At 36.2% G+C, this 18,010-nt stretch carries 12 protein-coding genes; 9 read left to right on the top strand and 3 right to left on the bottom strand.

The features are described 5' to 3' along the window. Positions 1–194: 194 nt before the first annotated feature. The 6 genes from C7H19_RS15745 (at position 195) to C7H19_RS15770 (ending at position 12,041) form a co-directional block, all read left to right on the top strand. On the top strand, positions 195–5,684 hold the full coding sequence (locus C7H19_RS15745) for a trifunctional serine/threonine-protein kinase/ATP-binding protein/sensor histidine kinase (protein ID WP_106457880.1): 5,490 nt from the start codon (positions 195–197) through the stop codon (positions 5,682–5,684). Next, the gene (locus C7H19_RS15750; protein WP_106457881.1) at positions 5,685–8,003 is read left to right on the top strand and encodes a response regulator; all 2,319 of its coding nucleotides are present in this window, start codon (positions 5,685–5,687) and stop codon (positions 8,001–8,003) included. Next, positions 7,996–9,474 carry an ATP-binding response regulator gene (locus tag C7H19_RS15755; RefSeq protein WP_106457882.1) on the top strand — a complete coding sequence of 493 codons (1,479 nt, stop codon included), beginning with the start codon at positions 7,996–7,998 and terminating at the stop codon, positions 9,472–9,474. Before C7H19_RS15750 ends, C7H19_RS15755 begins: the two co-directional genes overlap by 8 nt. 117 nt (positions 9,475–9,591) lie before the next feature. Continuing rightward, positions 9,592–10,647, top strand: a complete 1,056-nt coding sequence (locus C7H19_RS15760; protein ID WP_106457883.1) for a hypothetical protein — start codon at positions 9,592–9,594, stop codon at positions 10,645–10,647. Positions 10,648–10,726: 79 nt separating this feature from the next. Beyond that, positions 10,727–11,293 (top strand): photosystem I assembly protein Ycf4, encoded by a 567-nt coding sequence (locus C7H19_RS15765; protein WP_106457884.1) that lies wholly within the window; start codon positions 10,727–10,729, stop codon positions 11,291–11,293. 19 nt (positions 11,294–11,312) lie between these two features. After that, positions 11,313–12,041 carry a peptidylprolyl isomerase gene (locus C7H19_RS15770; protein ID WP_106457885.1) on the top strand — a complete coding sequence of 243 codons (729 nt, stop codon included), beginning with the start codon at positions 11,313–11,315 and terminating at the stop codon, positions 12,039–12,041. Positions 12,042–12,241: 200 nt separating this feature from the next. Here the strand turns inward: C7H19_RS15770 and C7H19_RS15775 are convergent, their stop codons facing one another. The 3 genes from C7H19_RS15775 to C7H19_RS15785 form a co-directional block, all read right to left on the bottom strand. Next, on the bottom strand, positions 12,242–13,726 hold the full coding sequence (locus C7H19_RS15775) for a carotenoid oxygenase family protein (RefSeq protein WP_106457886.1): 1,485 nt from the start codon (positions 13,724–13,726) through the stop codon (positions 12,242–12,244). Positions 13,727–13,784: 58 nt separating this feature from the next. Next, positions 13,785–15,257, bottom strand: a complete 1,473-nt coding sequence (locus C7H19_RS15780; RefSeq protein ID WP_106457887.1) for a folate/biopterin family MFS transporter — start codon at positions 15,255–15,257, stop codon at positions 13,785–13,787. A gap of 81 nt (positions 15,258–15,338) precedes the next feature. Beyond that, positions 15,339–15,962: a DUF3038 domain-containing protein gene (locus C7H19_RS15785; protein WP_181280636.1), complete on the bottom strand. Its 624-nt coding sequence runs from the start codon at positions 15,960–15,962 to the stop codon at positions 15,339–15,341. Positions 15,963–16,099: 137 nt separating this feature from the next. Between C7H19_RS15785 and C7H19_RS15790 the strand changes: the two genes are divergently transcribed. The 3 genes from C7H19_RS15790 to C7H19_RS15800 are packed head-to-tail and all read left to right on the top strand — an operon-like array spanning position 16,100 to position 18,001. Continuing rightward, positions 16,100–16,618, top strand: coding sequence for an adenine phosphoribosyltransferase (locus tag C7H19_RS15790; RefSeq protein ID WP_106457888.1), 519 nt, complete (start codon positions 16,100–16,102; stop codon positions 16,616–16,618). A 13-nt stretch (positions 16,619–16,631) separates the two neighbouring features. Continuing rightward, the gene (locus tag C7H19_RS15795) at positions 16,632–17,699 is read left to right on the top strand and encodes an ABC transporter permease (protein ID WP_106457889.1); all 1,068 of its coding nucleotides are present in this window, start codon (positions 16,632–16,634) and stop codon (positions 17,697–17,699) included. 11 nt (positions 17,700–17,710) lie between these two features. Next, a complete protein-coding gene (locus C7H19_RS15800) occupies positions 17,711–18,001 on the top strand; it encodes a hypothetical protein (RefSeq protein ID WP_106457890.1) in 291 nt (96 codons plus the stop codon). The last annotated feature ends 9 nt before the right edge of the window (positions 18,002–18,010 follow it).

An 18,010-nucleotide genomic window follows, 5' to 3' on the forward strand; every position in this document is an offset into this window, starting at 1 on the left:
AGGATTTTTTATATATGTATACAATATCATCTCATGCTTGGCCCGATCGTTAGTGTAAGTCTTTTTTTAAGGATTGAGTTATATTTAGTAGTTTGACATACTGTAATAGATAACCGCTTTTTAAGACCTTATTTAACCTAATTAGAAGTCAATACCTATTTAGTATAATAAAGTTAAATTAAGCTTACAATATTATGGAAATCGGTAATGTCAAAATAGTAACTCAAATCCATGAGAGTTCTAACTCGATTATTTATCGAGGAATTTGGCAAGAAAACCAACAAAGCGTTATTTTAAAAGTTTTAAGGCTAGATTATCCGACTCCTGCCCAATTACACCGCTATCAACAAGAATATTCTTTTACTCATTCTTTAAACATTGATGGTGTAATTAAATCCTATGCTATACAATCCTATCAAAGAACACAAGTTATTATTTTTGAAGATTTTGGCGCAACATCTCTAAAACAGTTATTTCAAGAACAATCATTATCTGTAGAAGAATGGTTATGGTTTGGAATTAAACTAAGTGATATTTTAGGACGCATTCACAGCGAAAATATTATTCATAAAGATATTAATCCTGCTAATATTGTTTTTAATCCTGAGACAAAACAGCTTAAAATTATTGATTTTGGGATTTCGACACAACTCAATCGAGAATATCCTACTTTACAAAATCCTAACTTATTAGAAGGAACATTAGCTTATATGTCTCCTGAACAAACGGGAAGGATGAACCGTTCTTTAGATTATCGTACTGATTTTTATTCTTTGGGTATTACTTTTTATGAATTATTAACTGGGCAATTACCTTTTAATAATAGTGAGCCTTTAGATTTAGTGCATTGTCATTTAGCTAAATCTCCCATTTCACCCCATGAAATTAAATCTGATATTCCTGAAATAATTTCCCAAATTATTCTCAAAATGATGGCGAAAAACTCAGAGGAACGTTATCAAAGTGCCTGGGGAATCAAAGCAGATTTAGAAAAATGTTATCAACAATTACAATCTAAAAAAATCATTAGCAATTTTGTTTTAGGACAACAAGATATTTCCGAAACCTTTCAAATTCCACAAAAACTCTATGGTAGAGAATTAGAAATCCAATCATTATTAACACATTTTGAGCAAGTCAGTCAAGGTCAAAGAAAAATAATGTTAGTTGCGGGCTATTCAGGTATTGGAAAATCAGCTTTAGTGCAAGAAATTTATAAACCCATTACTCGTCAAAAAGGTTATTTTATTTCGGGTAAATTTGCTGATGTAGGCACACGAAGCGCACAACTTCAGCTTAATATTCCCTATGCGTCACTTATTCAAGCTTTTTCCGAATTAATTCGCCAAATCTTAACAGAAACCGAAGCACAAGTTAATCAATGGAAACAAAAATTATTAGACGTTTTAGGAATAAATGGACAAATCATTGTTGAAGTTATTCCCGAAGTAGAATTAATTTTAGGGAAACAACCAAATGTACCTAATTTACCTCCAACAGAAGCACAAAATAGATTTAATTTAGTCTTACAAAATTTTCTTGCTGTTTTTGCAAAAAAAGAACATCCTCTGGTGATATTTTTGGACGATTTACAGTGGGCGGATCAAGCTACATTAAAATTAATTAAAAGTTTGATGACTCAATCAACTATTCAATCATTATTTTTAATTGGGACTTATCGAAATAATGAAGTTAAAAAAGGACATCCCTTAAAATTATTACAAGAAGAATTACAAAAAGAGGGGATTAATATTCCTCATCTTTTATTACAACCTTTAAAAATTGATGTAATTAAAGCTATTTTGGTAGATACTTTTAATATTAATTTAACTAAAACACAAGAGATAGCAGAACTTATTTTACAAAAAACTCAAGGTAATCCATTTTTCATTAATGAATTTTTGAAATTTTTATATACAGATAAATTAATTAATTTTAACTCACAATTAGGTCGTTGGGTTTGGAATATCGAGCAAATAAAAACAGTTCCTATTGCTAATAATGTAGTTGAATTAATCGCAGATAAAATTCAAAAGTTATCGGAATCTACACAAAAAGTAATTAGAATAGCGTCTTGTATTGGTCATCGATTTGATTTTAATACACTTTTGATTGTGGCTCAAAAAACACCACAAGAAATTAATCAAGCTCTTTTGGATACTATTCAAGAAGGTTTAATTATTCCCATAGGAAATGAATATAAATATTTGACAATAGAAAGCCAAAATGATTATACAAAAGTTTTTTATAGATTTATACATGATCGTGTACAACAAGCTGCTTACTCTTTACTTTCTTTAAAACAAAAACAAGATATACATTTAGAAATTGGACAATTATTACTTCATTATTTTTCTCCTGAAGAACAAGAAGAGAGAATTTTTGAGATTGTTAATCAACTTAATTTTAGTCTACCTTTAATAACTAGCCAAAAAAAACGAAATGAATTAGCAGAATTAAACTTAATAGCTGGGAAAAAAGCGAAGATTTCAGCCGCTTATGATGCTTCTTTTAAATATTTAAAACAAGGTTTGGAATTATTGTCTACAGAACGTTGGCAAAAACAATATAGCTTAACACTTGAACTTTATTTAGAAGCAGCAGAAACCGCCTACTTATGCGTCAATTTTGCTGAAACAGAAAGATTAGTTTTGATAATTATTAAAAATGCCAATAATTTGTTAGATAAAGTGAAAGCTTATGAAATTGAACTAGCTTCTTATATTTACCATCATAAATATATTGAGGCGATTGAAATTGGTTTATCTGTATTAAAATTGTTGGGTGTAAATATTCCTAAACATCCCAATCAAATTGCTCTTTTATTCACACTTCTAAAAATTCGTTTTAGCTTATTGGGTAAAAAAATCGATGACTTAGTGAATTTACCCTCAATGACAAATCTAAAAGCCCAAGCAATTATTAGAATTATTATTGTAATTGCGCCATCTATTTATATGGCTAATCCGAGTTTACTTTTTATTGCGATCGTGCTAGGAATTCAATTATCTTTAAAATATGGCAATTCAAAAGAGTCAGCTTATCTTTACTCAATTTATGGACTGATTTGCTGTGGTAAACTGAATGATATTGAGACAGGTTATAAGTTTGGCAATCTGGCTTTAGAATTATTAAAAAAAAGAAATATAAAATTTTTAGAGTCGAAAATAGTTTTATCTATTGAGATGGGTATTAAATTTTGGAAAGAAGATCTAAAAAATACTTTATCGTCTTTAAAAGAAAACTATCAATTAGCCATGCAAATTGGTGACTTAGAATACTCAGGTTATTCCGCTTCCGTATTTTCCAATCATGTTTTATTTAGTTTGTCTAATTTAAGTTTAGCCGAACAAGAAATGAACTTATTTAGCCAATCTCTCCAAAATCTCAAACAAGAAAGAAATGTCAATTTTGTTAATCTAACCAGACAAGTCGCTTTAAATTTCATAGGACAAGCAGAAAATCCGTGTTTAATTGTCGGACAAGCTTATAATGAATATGAATTATTGCCCTTGGAATTAGAAATAAGCGATCGCAATAAACTATTACAGATTTATACTCATAAACTCATCTTAAATTATTTCTTTGGAAACTATCAAACTGCCTTAGAAAACTCCGATATTGCGGTACAATATATCGATGGTGGAGTCGGTACATTAACCATTCCGACTTATTATCTTTATGATGCGTTATGTAGACTGGCAATTTATCCAACATCCAATCTAGCCCAAAAACAATCTATTCAACAAAAAATCAAAAAAATACAGCAACAGTTCAACTACTGGAGTCAACACGCACCGATGAACTTTGCTAATAAATTTTATCTCATTGAAGCCGAAAAAAATCGCATCTTCAATCAACCACAAAAAGCCATTGATTGTTATGAAAAATCCCTAGATTTAGCGCAAAAACATGACTATCTTGCCGAAGAAGCATTAGGATATGAACTAGCGGCTAAATTCTATATATCTCAACACAAAGAAAGATTAGCCAGAAACTATATGCAAGAAGCCCGATACTGCTACACTAAATGGGGAGCATTAGCCAAAGTCAAACACTTAGAAAAAAACTATCCTCAGCTATTAACACTCGAAGCAGAAAATCAAATTTCTGCAACCCTAACCAGTCAAGAAACACATCAACTGCTTGACTTAGCAACCGTCATGCAAGCACATCAAGCGATCGCAGAAGAGTTAGTATTAGATAAACTATTAATGAACCTAATGCAAATCCTCATTACCAATGTTGGGGCGCAAAAAGGATACTTAATATTAGACAATCAAGGTAACTTATCAATAGAAGCACAAGGCAACGCAGAACAGGAACAATATACGGTCTTACAATCTCTTCCATTAATAGGCTATATTCCCATTTCTGTAATTAATTATGTCATGCGGACTCGTAATAGTCTAATTTTAGATAATGCTTCCGAAGATGGGAACTTTTCCTCAGATTTATACATACAAACCCATCAACTCAAATCCATTCTTTGTACACCTCTCATCACCCAAGGACAACTCAAAGGCATCATCTATTTAGAGAATAATCTTATTTGTGGTGCATTTACACTCCCACGATTAAAATTAATTCAACTCCTTTCAGGACAAGCGGCTATTGCTATTGAAAACGCGCAACTCTATAATCAATTAGAACAGAAAGTCATTGAACGAACTCAAGAACTCACAAAAACCCTCGAAACCCTCAAAACAACCCAACAAGAACTAATTCAATCTGAAAAACTAGCCGCATTAGGACAATTGATTGCAGGTATTGCTCATGAGATTAACACACCACTGGGCGTAATTAATTCCTCTATTGGTAACATTCGCTATTTTTTTAGTCAAAACCTAAAACCCTTTCTTGATTTTTGGGAAACCTTAACCCCCCAAAATCAGTCAGATTTACTCGCATTAATCGAAAAAGTTAGCCAACCGACTAACCCACTTTCTACCAGAGAACAACGTCAACTCAAAAAAACATTAATCACTGAACTAGAACAACAACAAATTAAAAACGCGCCAAATTTAGCTAAAATCTTAATTAACATCGGCATTCATGAGCAACTAAACCCTTGGTTACCTTTACTTCACACAACCGAAGGGGAAAAACTTTTAAAAACGGCTGCCGAATTTGCCAACATACAAACCAGTATAAACAATATTGCCACAGCCACAGAACGAGCCTCTAAAGTTGTCTTTGCCCTAAAAACTTATGCTCGCTATGATCAAGGTGGCGAAAAAGTTCAATCAGATATTATCCAAAGCATCGAAACCGTTTTAATTCTCTATCAAAACCTTCTCAAACAAGGAATAGAAGTTATCACCCAATACCCCGAAAAAACACCGTTAATATGGTGCTATCCTGATGAAATCAATCAAGTTTGGACTAATTTGATATATAATGCTCTACAAGCGATGGAATTTAAAGGAATACTGAGCATTAAAGTTCAAACTCAAACTCAAACTCATCAGTTATTTGTCAGTATCACCGATAGTGGTAAAGGTATCCCAACAGAAACGTTACCCTATATCTTTGATCCCTTTTTTACCACCAAACCCGCAGGCGAAGGAAGTGGGTTAGGATTACATATCGTGCGACAAATTATCGAAAAACATCAAGGTAATATTGAAGTAACATCTTTAGTGGGTCAAACAACCTTCACCGTTGCCTTACCAATAGGATAAATGAGTCAACTGGTTATTATCTGTGTAGACGACGAAAAAAGTATTCTAGATAGCCTCCAAATTGAGCTAGAAGCCGCTTTAGGAGACAAATACCTCATCGAACTCGCTCAAAGCGCACAAGAAGCCGAAGAAGTCATTTTAGAGTTAGTCGCCGAGCATTACGAGATTGCCCTAATCATTGCAGATTACATCATGCCAGGCATCAAAGGAGATGAATTATTAATCCGCATTCATGAGCAGTATCCAAAAACGGTTAAGATCATGCTAACGGGACAAGCGGATATTACAGCGATCGCAAATGTCATCAACAAAGCCAACCTTTATCGCTACCTAACAAAACCCTGGCAAGCCGAAGATTTAATTTTAACCGTTAAAGAAGGCATTTATCGCTACTGTCAAGCACAACAACAAGCAACCCTCATCGCCGAACTCCACGAAAGCAAAAATCAGTTAAAACAATTCTTAGAAGCGGTTCCTATTGGCATTTTTATCACCGATGCTCAAGGAAAACCATACTATCTTAATCATATGGGACAGTCCATTACTAATACTGATGTACCGCCAGATATTACCCTAGAAAGATTACTCGAAAATTATCAAGCTTATTTAGCAGGTAGCGAGCAAATTTATCCTCTCGAAAAAACCCCCATTTGGAAAGCCCTACACGGCGAAAGCATCACCATCGACGACATGGAATTAAGAACAAATGATCGCATTATTCCCGTTGAAGCCAGAGGAACCCCAATTTATGATCAAGACGGTAAAATAATTCATGCGATCGTTGCTTTTCAGGATATCTCAGAACGCAAACAAGCCCAAAAAGTTTTATCTGACTATAACCGTACCCTAGAAATCCAAATTTCAGAACGCACCGAAGCCCTACAAGAAGCCCTCAGAACCGCCGAAACCGCTAATAAAGCCAAAAGTGCCTTCTTAGCCCATATGAGTCATGAACTGAGAACCCCCCTTAATGCTATCTTAGGCTTTGCCCAACTCATGGAGCGAGAAACTAGCTTAACATCCCGACAACAAGAATTTCTCGCCACCATCAACCGTAGTGGGGAACATCTTCTTAATTTAATCAACGATGTATTAGAAATGTCGAAAATTGAAGCCGGGCGAACTATAGTACATCCGGTCGCCTTTGATTTACATCGGCTATTACAAACCTTACAGGAAATGTTTCAAATTCGCGCTCAAGCCAAACAAATCTTTTTACAATTTCAGATTGCTACAGATTTACCCCAATATATCATTACCGATGAAGGAAAACTTCGCCAAGTTCTAATTAATCTTCTTAGTAATGCCGTAAAATTTACCCAAAAAGGCGAAATCATCTTACGAGTTATTTGGGGAAAACCAAAAACAACCGAAAAAGACATTAAACTATTTTTTGAGATTGAAGATACAGGGGTTGGTATCTCATCAGAAGAAATGAAAAACTTATTTCAACCTTTTGTACAAACAAAAAGCGGCATTCACGCCAAAGAAGGAACCGGGTTAGGATTAGCCATTAGTCGTCAATTTGTGCAATTAATGGGAGGAAATATCCGAATTAACAGCATCTTCGGCAAAGGATCAAGTTTTCGCTTTGATGTGACAGCAAAATTAGCCGATGCTTCAATGATTATGATTCCCTCAGCACAACGAGTCTTACAAATTGCACCCGAACAACCACAATATCGCATTTTAATCGTAGATGATCAACTCGAAAATTGCAATTTAATTGCTCAACTTTTAGATAGTGTTGGTTTTGAAACTCGTACCGCTTGTAACGGTGAAATCGCTCTTACAATTTGGCAAACTTGGCAACCGGCTTTAATTTGGATGGATATGCGAATGCCTGTACTTGATGGTTATGAAGCGACGCGACGCATCCGACAATTAGAATCACAATCTCATACTTTTATTATTGCGCTAACCGCCAGCACTTTTGATGAACAACAAAGCGAATGTCTTGCTATTGGTTGCGATGATTTTGTCGGAAAACCCTTTCGAGAGCAAGATATTTTTGACAAAATGAATCAATATTTAGGAGTTCGTTATATCTATGCAGAACCGACGACATCTGTTTTATCTTTAACCTCTCATTGTCAACTCAAAGGAGAAACTTTAAAAGCATCAGATTTAGCCATAATGCCGATAATTTGGCGAGAACAATTACATCAAGCAGCAACCCGTGTTAATGCTAAATTATTAAATCAACTCATTCAACAAATTCCCCAAGAAAATAATAATCTAGCCGAGGCTTTAACTGAATTAACTAGACAATTTCGTTTTGATCTCATCGTTGAGTTAACCCAGTCTAAAAATGAATGAAACTAATTTAACTAAAGGCAATATTTTAATCGTTGATGATACACCCGATAATCTACGTTTACTCTCGACAATGTTAGTTGAACAAGGTTACGAGGTGCGAAGCGTGATTAATGGTGCAATGGCAATTATGGGGGCAAAAGCTGAACCGCCCGACTTAATTTTATTAGATATTAATATGCCAAAAATGAACGGTTACGAAGTTTGTCAACATCTAAAAGCGGATAACCAAACTCAGGAAATACCGATTATTTTTATTAGTGCTTTAGAAGATGTTTTTGATAAATTACAAGCTTTTTCAGTGGGTGGTGTCGATTATATTACAAAACCTTTTCAAGTCGAAGAAGTTTTAGCACGTATTGAAACACATCTCACAATTTGTCGTCTACAAAAACAATTAAAAGAGCAAAATAAACAATTAAAAAATGAAATTGACCAACGCACAAAAGCAGAAGAAAAGTTTGCCTGTATTTTTAGAACGAGTCCAAATCCGATAGCAATTGTTGGGTTAGAAAAAGGAGAAATATTAGAAGCTAATCCCAGCTTTTTAAAACTAAGTGGATTTACTGAGCAAGAAGTAATAGGTCACACCGCAAATGAGATTTGGATCGGTAAAGATAAAGAAGCGATCGCCACCGCTATTCAACAGTTACCCCAAACTGGAATTATCTATAATAGAGAATTTGAACTTAGAACCAAAACAGGAGAATTAAAAATCGTTCTATTTTCTTTAGAATTAATCGAGCTATCAGGTCAATTATGTGCTTTACTCATAGCCAATGATATTACTGAAAGAAAACGCCTAGAAAATGAATTTATCTCCCTAGTAAGTCATGAATTAAGAACCCCGCTAACCTCCCTCATGGGTTCATTAGACCTGCTAGAATCAGGACAATTAGGTCAATTGAGTAATTCAGGTATAAAAGTTTTAAATATTGCTATTAATAATACAGAAAGATTGATTAGATTAATCAATAACATCCTAGATTTAGAAAGAATGAAATCGGGTAAAATAACCATAGACAAACATTACTGTAATAGTGCTGATTTGATGCAACAAGCAACCGAAACCCTGCAAGTCATGGCGGATCAATCACAAATTCAAATCATCACACAACCCGTAGATATAGAAATAGTAGCCGATAGCGATCGCCTTTTACAAACTTTTACCAACTTACTGAATAATGCGATTAAATTTTCCGAGCCGATGACGCAGATTTTGTTTAGTACAGAAATAATAAATAAACAGATTCTTTTTGTAATTAAAGACCAAGGTAGAGGGATACCAGCAGATAAAACAGAAATCATCTTTGAGCGGTTTCAACAAGTTGATGCGTCAGACTCGCGTACCAAAGGTGGCACAGGTTTAGGTTTAGCCATTTGTCGTCAAATTATTGAACAACACAACGGTAAAATCTGGGTAGAAAGCACACTGGGTAAAGGCAGTAGTTTTTTTATTCTCTTACCACTGTAAAATAAATCCACAAAAATAGCAAAATTTTCGGGAATCCCTAGCAAAATATTTGTTGTCTTATCAGAACGGGCAATCTTAACCCGAAATACGCGAATATTAGGCATGAGGAGGCTAACTATGAATCAATTACCCAACAAAACAGCTATTAAAAATCCTAATCCTTTAGAGACGACTCCTAAAAAATGGTGGAATCTTCCAGTTTGGGGGAAAGGGAGTATCCTAGAATACTTATTCGCTGGTGGAAAAGCTTCGGTTTCAGAAACAGCCATCATGCTACACAACAGAGAAATGATGGATGCTCTATTTTTTGCTAAAACGGCCGAAAGCATCGATAGTGAGAAATTTAATAGCAAAGAATTTATCCTTTTTCTCAAAATTAAATATTGTTTAGCGCGTGGAATTGAAGAATACGAAGGACTTGCAGATAGTGTAAAACTCCTACAAGCGGCTATTGAAGCCAAAAATAGTTATATCACACTCGACCAAACTGAACTCCGTTTTCGTAGTTCCAAACAACAGGAATTTTACCAATTTGTCGAAAAGTTATTAGACAATTATGAAGATCAAGACTTATTTCGCACTCAGATTCAAGAAAAACTAAACGAAGTTTTACCATCAATAAAAACAGAAGAAGGAAAAATTGCTCTACAAGCCTATGTAAAGGAACTAAATAAACTCTCAGAATATGAATTAGGATTAAAACTACTCGCTTTATTCAAATCCTATCAACTAGCCGATTATTCGATTTTAAAAACAATTTCAGATATGGTGAGTACTTTGCGGGAAAAAGATACCATTGATTTTAAAGGTTTAATAGCCTTAGTCATGAGCAAATATGAGGTTTTTCAAAAACTCAAAAAAATTATCGGAGTTTCCGACAAACAAAACAACCCAGATACATATGCTCGTATGGTTCAATACATCGCACTTTCTTATAGACATAAATTATCATACGCTAAATTTGCCGAACTTCTTCAAGTTATCAGACAATGGATTAAGCCTTATTTTGCAATTATCGCCATTCGCCAAGATAATCCACCAGAGCAATATATTCAACCTAAATCATTTAAACAAGAAATTCCAGGAGAAAAAACCTACGAAAAATATAAAATATCATTGACTGATCAAAAAACAGGCCGCATTTATATTGATTTGGGCGAAGAAAACAATTAGATACAGAAGCCCGAAAATTACTGACTCAGTTTTCGGGTACAATGCAAGATAAGTAAAACCTTACCATCAGCAATTGAGAATGCAAGTACAGCAAGTAACCCAAGATAACCTAGTGCTTCGTCAAGAGGTCTTAGGTTCTCGTCGTTTTAGTAACTATTGGTGGGCGACCATTGTTTCTCTTGGTGGCCTTGGCTTTTTACTCGCCGGACTTTCTAGCTACTTAAAGGTAAATCTACTGCTGGTTAGCGATACGTCAAAACTTCAGTTTATCCCCCAGGGAGTCGCTCTCCTATTTTATGGCGTAGCAGGTACTCTACTAGCCCTTTATTTGTGGTTATGTATTTATTGGAATCTTGGGGGAGGCTACAACGAGTTTAATAAAAAAACGGGTTTAATTAAAATTTTCCGTTGGGGTTATCCGGGTAAAAATCGTAAGATCGATTTAGACTACAAAATAGAAGATGTCCAAGCAATTCGGGCCGAAATTAAAGAAGGAATTAACCCCAAGCGAGAACTTTACCTACGAGTTAAACCTCGCCGCGATATTCCCCTAACCCGTGTTGGACAACCTTTATCTCTATCAAAACTCGAAAATATTGGCGCAGAACTCGCTCGATTTTTAGAGACTCCTTTAGAAGGTTTGTAAATCTTTACAAAAAGCAATCATGGGAAAATCTATCCGACATTGGTTTACTGTTGTGCTATGTTTTGTAGTTCTAAACACTGTATTAATCACAGGGTGTTCACCTGAAAAGACAGCCACCACTACAACCAATAACAACTCAACTACTCTAGCTCAAGCTAATAATTTAAGTATGGATAATTATGTACCTCGTCTCAATGGCACTGCTGTTGTTGAAATGACGATCAAAGGTTCCCCAGTTTTAATCGAAGTCGATGGGAACAATGCCCCTGTTACGGCGGGAAATTTCGTAGATTTAGTAGAACGCGGCGTTTATAATGGACTAACCTTTCATCGCGTTGTTACATCTCCCGAACCCTTTGTCGCCCAAGGTGGAGATCCTAGGGGAAATGGTACCGGTGGTTTTGTCGATCCTGCCACGAAAAAAGAACGCCAAGTCCCTTTAGAAATAAAACTTAATGGACAAGATCAACCATTATATGGTAAAGCAGTAGGACGACAAGCAGGCTTTTCCGCCCCTTCAGTGGTATTAGAACATAAACGAGGTGCGATCGCTATGGCACGTTCTCAGATGCCCAATTCTGCCTCTTCTCAGTTCTATTTCGCCCTTTCTGATCTAGATTTTCTTGATGGTGACTATGCCGTTTTTGGTCATGTGACGAAAGGCATGGAAACCGTAGACAAAATCAGAGAAGGCGATAAAATTGATTCTGCTAAAGTTATTTCTGGTGCAGAGAATTTGAAAAAGTAGATAAATATAATTTATTTTGTCCTTTTTCAACCTCACCCCCAACCCCTCTCCTACGAGGAGAAGGGCTTAAAACCCTTATTCCTAATAGTTCCCTCTCCAAGATAAAAAGTATTCCTAATAGTTCCCTCTCCTTTTAGGAGAGGGTTAGGGTGAGGTGGAGAGGGTTAGGGGGCGGTTAGTTGGTTAGAGTGAGGTTTCCCCTACACAAAACATTCCGAAGTCCAACTACCATGTAAACCGTAAGGGATATGATGTTTTAAATGAATCCTTGCAATAGGTTTTTCATTAAGATTTTTCCCATCCAAAATAACCACATCCGATCGATGATGAGAACCATCATAAACCAGCGTTATGATCCATCCGTCATCTTCTGCGGTTGCATTGGGTTTCGGAATAAAAACAGGTTCACTAACATAACCATGTTTCGCAAAAGAATGTAACTGACGTTCTCCAGTTTGCCAGTCAATTTTTAAGATCGCTTGTAAAGGTGCATTCCCCGTTGGATGATGTGCCGCACCAATATAAAGATAACGATAATTTCTCCCCACTTGATCAGGATGAATCGCCGGAAATTCACAACACCGAGATTCTAATAATTCGCGTTCTACGATTTTAGTCTCTAAATTAACACTAAATCGCCACAATTTTCCTGGATCTAACTTATCAAAATCAACATCTTTGTAACTAATATCGGGATCAACTTGTGGTAAAGAATCATAACAAATTGAATCAATACAAACCTTATTATCTACTTCAAAAGCATTGGCATGATGGAACACAAAACCCGATGGTGTTTCGATAATAATCGGTTTTGCATCAGGTTCTTGACGCGATATCATAATAATTCGCGTCGGTTGATTGGGTTGATACTGCACACATTCACCCGCACCTTTTAAACCGAATAAAAAGGGAAAAGGATTAAATCCGACTGGGTTCTGAAAAAAGATACAATAATGAGGCGTAATTGCAAAATCATGAATAAAGGAAAATCCAGGTATTGCATGAGCATGACGGCGTAATAGTTTACCTTGTAGATTAAACTCAAAAATCGTAATCTTGCTCGAAAGACCCGATTTAAGGGCAAAATTAACGAAACAGGGTTTACCGCCATCCATTTCGCAACTCGGATCGATCCAAGGATGGGCCGAAAAAGCATCACCCGGTTTTAATAATCCATCTAAATAATCTAAACCGATCGTTTCTAGTGTAGCGGGATCTAAACGATAAGGTTCCGCCGCTTCCCAGAGTGCTAATAGTTTATCACCCCAGTAAATAACATTCGTATTCGCAATATTTTTTAAACGCAAATCAAAGGCATTATTCAACAAACCACCTGGTTTTTGTGTGCCGAAAACACCACGATATAAAATTTGTCCTGATGCTTGTTCTTGTACATACGCCTCAGTACGCACAAAACGGTTACGAAAATGGACTTTACCCTCTTTAAAACTAATGGCGCTAATCATGCCATCCCCATCAAAAGGATGACGGATCGATGTACCATGAATATCTAATAAACCAGGGCCATTTCTAAACAGCGTTCCCCGTAAATCATGGGGGATCTCGCCTTCGATGTCATCTACCCAGTAATCATACTCATTGGGTTGAGACTGATATCCTTTTTTCCATTCTGTGCGATCGTAGGATTTTTCGGTTGTTGGGTTAGAAAGTAAATTTGATGTCATGATGCTTAATAAATATAAAAAATCCAACTTCTACTTAAAATAACGAATCCGTCATAATTTAGCTTTGGCGGGATTGTTCGGATTTTTCGCCAATAAAACCCGGTACTAATTCGGGAATAAAAGGGGTTTCCATCATTGAACCTGTAACATGATGTTCGATGAGTTCTGTTGGCGGTAATGACGCTTTTTGACTGTTTTCGAGTTGTTGTGGATCACCAGCCGGAAGCCAACCAATCAGGGGTAAAGGTAATAAAGTAGAGACATTAGTAATAATGACTAATAACCAAAGACGATCGAAATTCGTTTCTGTGACACCTAACCAATGGGTAAGTAACGCCCCTAATTCTTGGGAAAGTAAACCCGAAAGATTCCAAGTTGACATCAGCAGGGCAAATAATGACGCTTCGATCCCCGGTGGACATAATCGCGCCGAAAGGACTAAAACAGGTAGAAAGGCAATTTGTCCCATGACGGTTAAAATCAGGCTATCACCCAAACTAAACCAATGATCATCAATTCCCAAACTGCGGTTAGTATGAGTCACCAGTAATAAAGTCGTCATTCCCAAAATAGCCGAAATCACCGTACTCCAACCTAAAATCAGTCGAAATGAAATGGTTTTGAGGAAACGTTGATAAACCCAAATCCCAATTAATGAAGCAAAGCTAGTCACTAAGCGTACTCGCCCTAAAAATTCGGGTTCAAATCCAAGCTCATTTGTAGTAAAAAAGAAAAATGCAGAATCGGCGCTCGGTGTCGCTTGCCATAGGAAAATAAAGATCATGGGCAAGAGAATTGATTTTTGGGTAATCGCTCGCCATAATTGACGAATTTGTTGATTAATCGTTATTTTATCTGATGATTCCGTCTCATCAGTCGTCCTAGAAGTAATTTTAGTCTCAACAATTAACCACGCTAAACCGCAGACAACTAGAGGGAAAATAGCAGTAATAGCGAAAACCGTGCGAGTCGTAAAATGCGCCAATAATAACCCACTCAGATAGGCAGTAATTAACCCTCCTAGGGCTGATACACCCCATGTTAAGGATTGTAAAGAACCAGCTTGACCTAATGATTCTTTTCTAGCGCGTTCGACGACAATTGAATCAACAATGACATCACTAACAGCTACTGAAAGAGAAGAAATAAGAATAGCGGCGGTTGCTTGCAAAGTATTGTGTACAATAGTTGCTAGGGCTATCCAAGCAGTAGAACCTAAAATCCCCGAAAGAATTAGATAAGAGCGTCTTCGATAACCAAAAATGGGGAAACCATCGGATAAAAAGCCAAATACAGGCTTAATGACCCAAGGAATCGCCGCAACGCCCACTAATGCCCCCATTTGGGCTGGACTTAACCCAAGCTCATCTTTTAAGAAAAAACTAACCGCAAGTCGGGCTAAACCTAAAATACCTTGAACAAAATACACGCCCAGAATGGCTGTGAGTTCGGGAGTCGGTTTATTACCAAACAGAAAATCTTTTTTTATGGCTTGTTTTATTTGAGCAGTACCTATAGCAGATAAGGCCATGAAATTATATTAATTTTTATTACTTTTACCATCATAGCCTTAAACAAAAAGTAACACCAAATCCTCTAACAATACCTACCCTCAAACTGCGCCATCAAATAAACTCACCCAAAAACGCTGCATACCCGTTGTACCCGTACAGAACAATAATTGATTGAGCAAAATTAAAGAGAGTTCATTAAGCTCATCTTCGGAAGCTAAATAAATAGAAACCTTAGCGCGACGCGGGTTCATTCGACTCCGAAAATTAGCGCGAAATCGTTCTAAATAATCCGATAATAAGAAATTAGTATCAACAGGTAAACCTTTATCACGCATTTGTTGTTCGGCAATGAGTAACTGTCGAATTTGTAGGCTTAACTGTTTTGCCCGATAACTCGCTAGAATAACTAATGCTTTGGCTTGATCTAAAGTCAGAATATCTCGATTGTACGATCGCCGCCAAGAATTCGTACAGCGTAATCGCCAAAAAACAATTCTATTTTTGATAATTTCATCTAAACCTAACTCCCTTGCTGTTGTAAACATCCCTTCAACTGCATTAATTTCGAGAGATTCGATCGTCAGTAAAATTAGATCAATCTGTTGCTGTAGACGTATTGCAGTGCGTTGTCCCAAAATGGGGATATCTGGTAAAAGATCTAGAATTGCAGGTTTAGCGATCGCTGTGGTATGGTTATCAGACATTAGGCTAGTCGAAGTCATGCTTAAATTAGGCTTAAAAATATAAATTACTATTTCTTTAAAGAAATTTGATTGATTATTCAACAACAGGCAATTATTCTAATTGTATTGTATAGATCAAGCAGTCTCTCTATTCATCTAACTCTAGAATTGCAGTAATGGATTTAAAAACACTTATTCGTAATATTCCCGATTTTCCTAAACCCGGTATCATGTTCCGCGATATTACTACCTTACTCAACAATGCCGAAGGTTTACGGTATACGATCGATAGTCTGACAGAAAAATGTCTTGAATTAGACTTAAAACCAGATCATATCGTCGGAATGGAATCTAGAGGCTTTTTATTTGGTGTTCCTTTAGCATATCAACTCAATGTAGGTTTTATCCCCGTTCGTAAACCAGGAAAGTTACCGGCAGCAGTTCATACGATCAAGTATGATCTTGAGTATGGCACAGACAAACTCGAAATACATCAAGATGCTGTCGCTGCTCATCACAAAGTACTTATTGTTGATGATTTAATTGCCACTGGAGGAACCGCAAAAGCAACCGCAGATTTATTACAGAAAATTGGTTGTGAAGTTCTAGGATTTGCTTTTATCATCGAATTAGTAGACTTAAAAGGACGACGACAACTCCCTGATTTACCCATAATTTCTCTCGTTCAGTATTAAGTCTTTTTTCTTCATGACTTCTAGCAACACATCAGATAGTAATACTTCCGAACAACTCGGCGATCGCTTTTCTGGTTTACAATCTTTATTAACCAGCGAAACGGTTTTATACATCATTAAACGAGTTTTACAAGGTCTTCTCACTCTTTTACTCGCTTCTGCTCTCAGTTTTGCCATTATTCAGCTTGCACCCGGCAGTTATTTGGATACATTATCACAAAATCCCAAGATTTCTCAAGAAACCGTCGAAGAACTTAAAAAACAATTTGGACTCGATCAACCGCCTCTAGTACAATATTGGCGTTGGTTAGTTCAAGTGGTGACTCGTTTTAACTTTGGCACCAGTTTTGTTTATTTTCGTCCAGTTTCGTCCTTATTGCTCGAACGTGTACCCGCAACTCTCCTGTTAGCCATTTCTTCATTTATCTTAACTTGGGCGATCGCAATTCCGTTAGGCATTCTCAGCGCAGTCAAACAAAATCAACTCATTGATAAAATACTTAGAGTACTTAGTTATTTAGGTCAAGGTTTTCCGAGTTTTATCACAGCACTCGCTTTATTAGTCCTTGCTCAAATCCTATCGCCTTTATTCCCCGTTGGCGATATGACGAGTATTAATCATTATGAACTTTCTCCAGTAGGTAAAATTTTAGATATTGCTTGGCATATGATTTTACCAACGATCGCGCTCAGTATTACAAGTTTTGCTGGTTTACAACGGTTGATGAGAGGACAATTATTAGATGTTCTAAGACAAGATTATATTCAAACCGCCAGAGCAAAAGGTTTAAGTGAAGATAAAGTAATCTATGTTCATGCTTTACGCAACGCCATTAACCCTCTAATTACACTTTTGGGGTTTGAATTTGCGGGTTTACTGAGTGGTTCATTTATAGCAGAATTTTTCTTCAATTGGCCAGGTTTAGGACGATTAATTTTACAAGCTGTCATCGCTCAAGATTTATATTTAGTTATGGGGAGTCTGATGATGGGCGCTGCAATGTTGATTATCGGAAATTTACTCGCTGATTTATTGCTAAAAGTCGTTGACCCCAGAATTAAACTAGAAGACTTAAAATAGTCGATGCTGCCATGTTTTCTGAAACTTATTATGCCATTCGATCGCGCCATGATGGACAATATTTAGTGGCTCGTATTCCTAACCCCGACAATACACAATCTAATTATCTTTTAGTGTTTCGAGAAAATTTTGATGCCTTGACATATTTGAATAAATATGCTAAGGATTTGGCACAACAATTTTCCCTTGAATCACTTTCGACAACTCAACTCAAAGGTGTTTTACAAAGATGGGGGTTTAAAGGAATTGGGCTCGTAGAAGAACCTCTCGAACCCAAAATCCAATTTTTAGTGTATGAATGATAGATGGAC

This window comes from Aphanothece hegewaldii CCALA 016, assembly GCF_003007785.1.
In the GTDB taxonomy this organism is placed as follows: domain Bacteria; phylum Cyanobacteriota; class Cyanobacteriia; order Cyanobacteriales; family Microcystaceae; genus Chroococcus; species Chroococcus hegewaldii.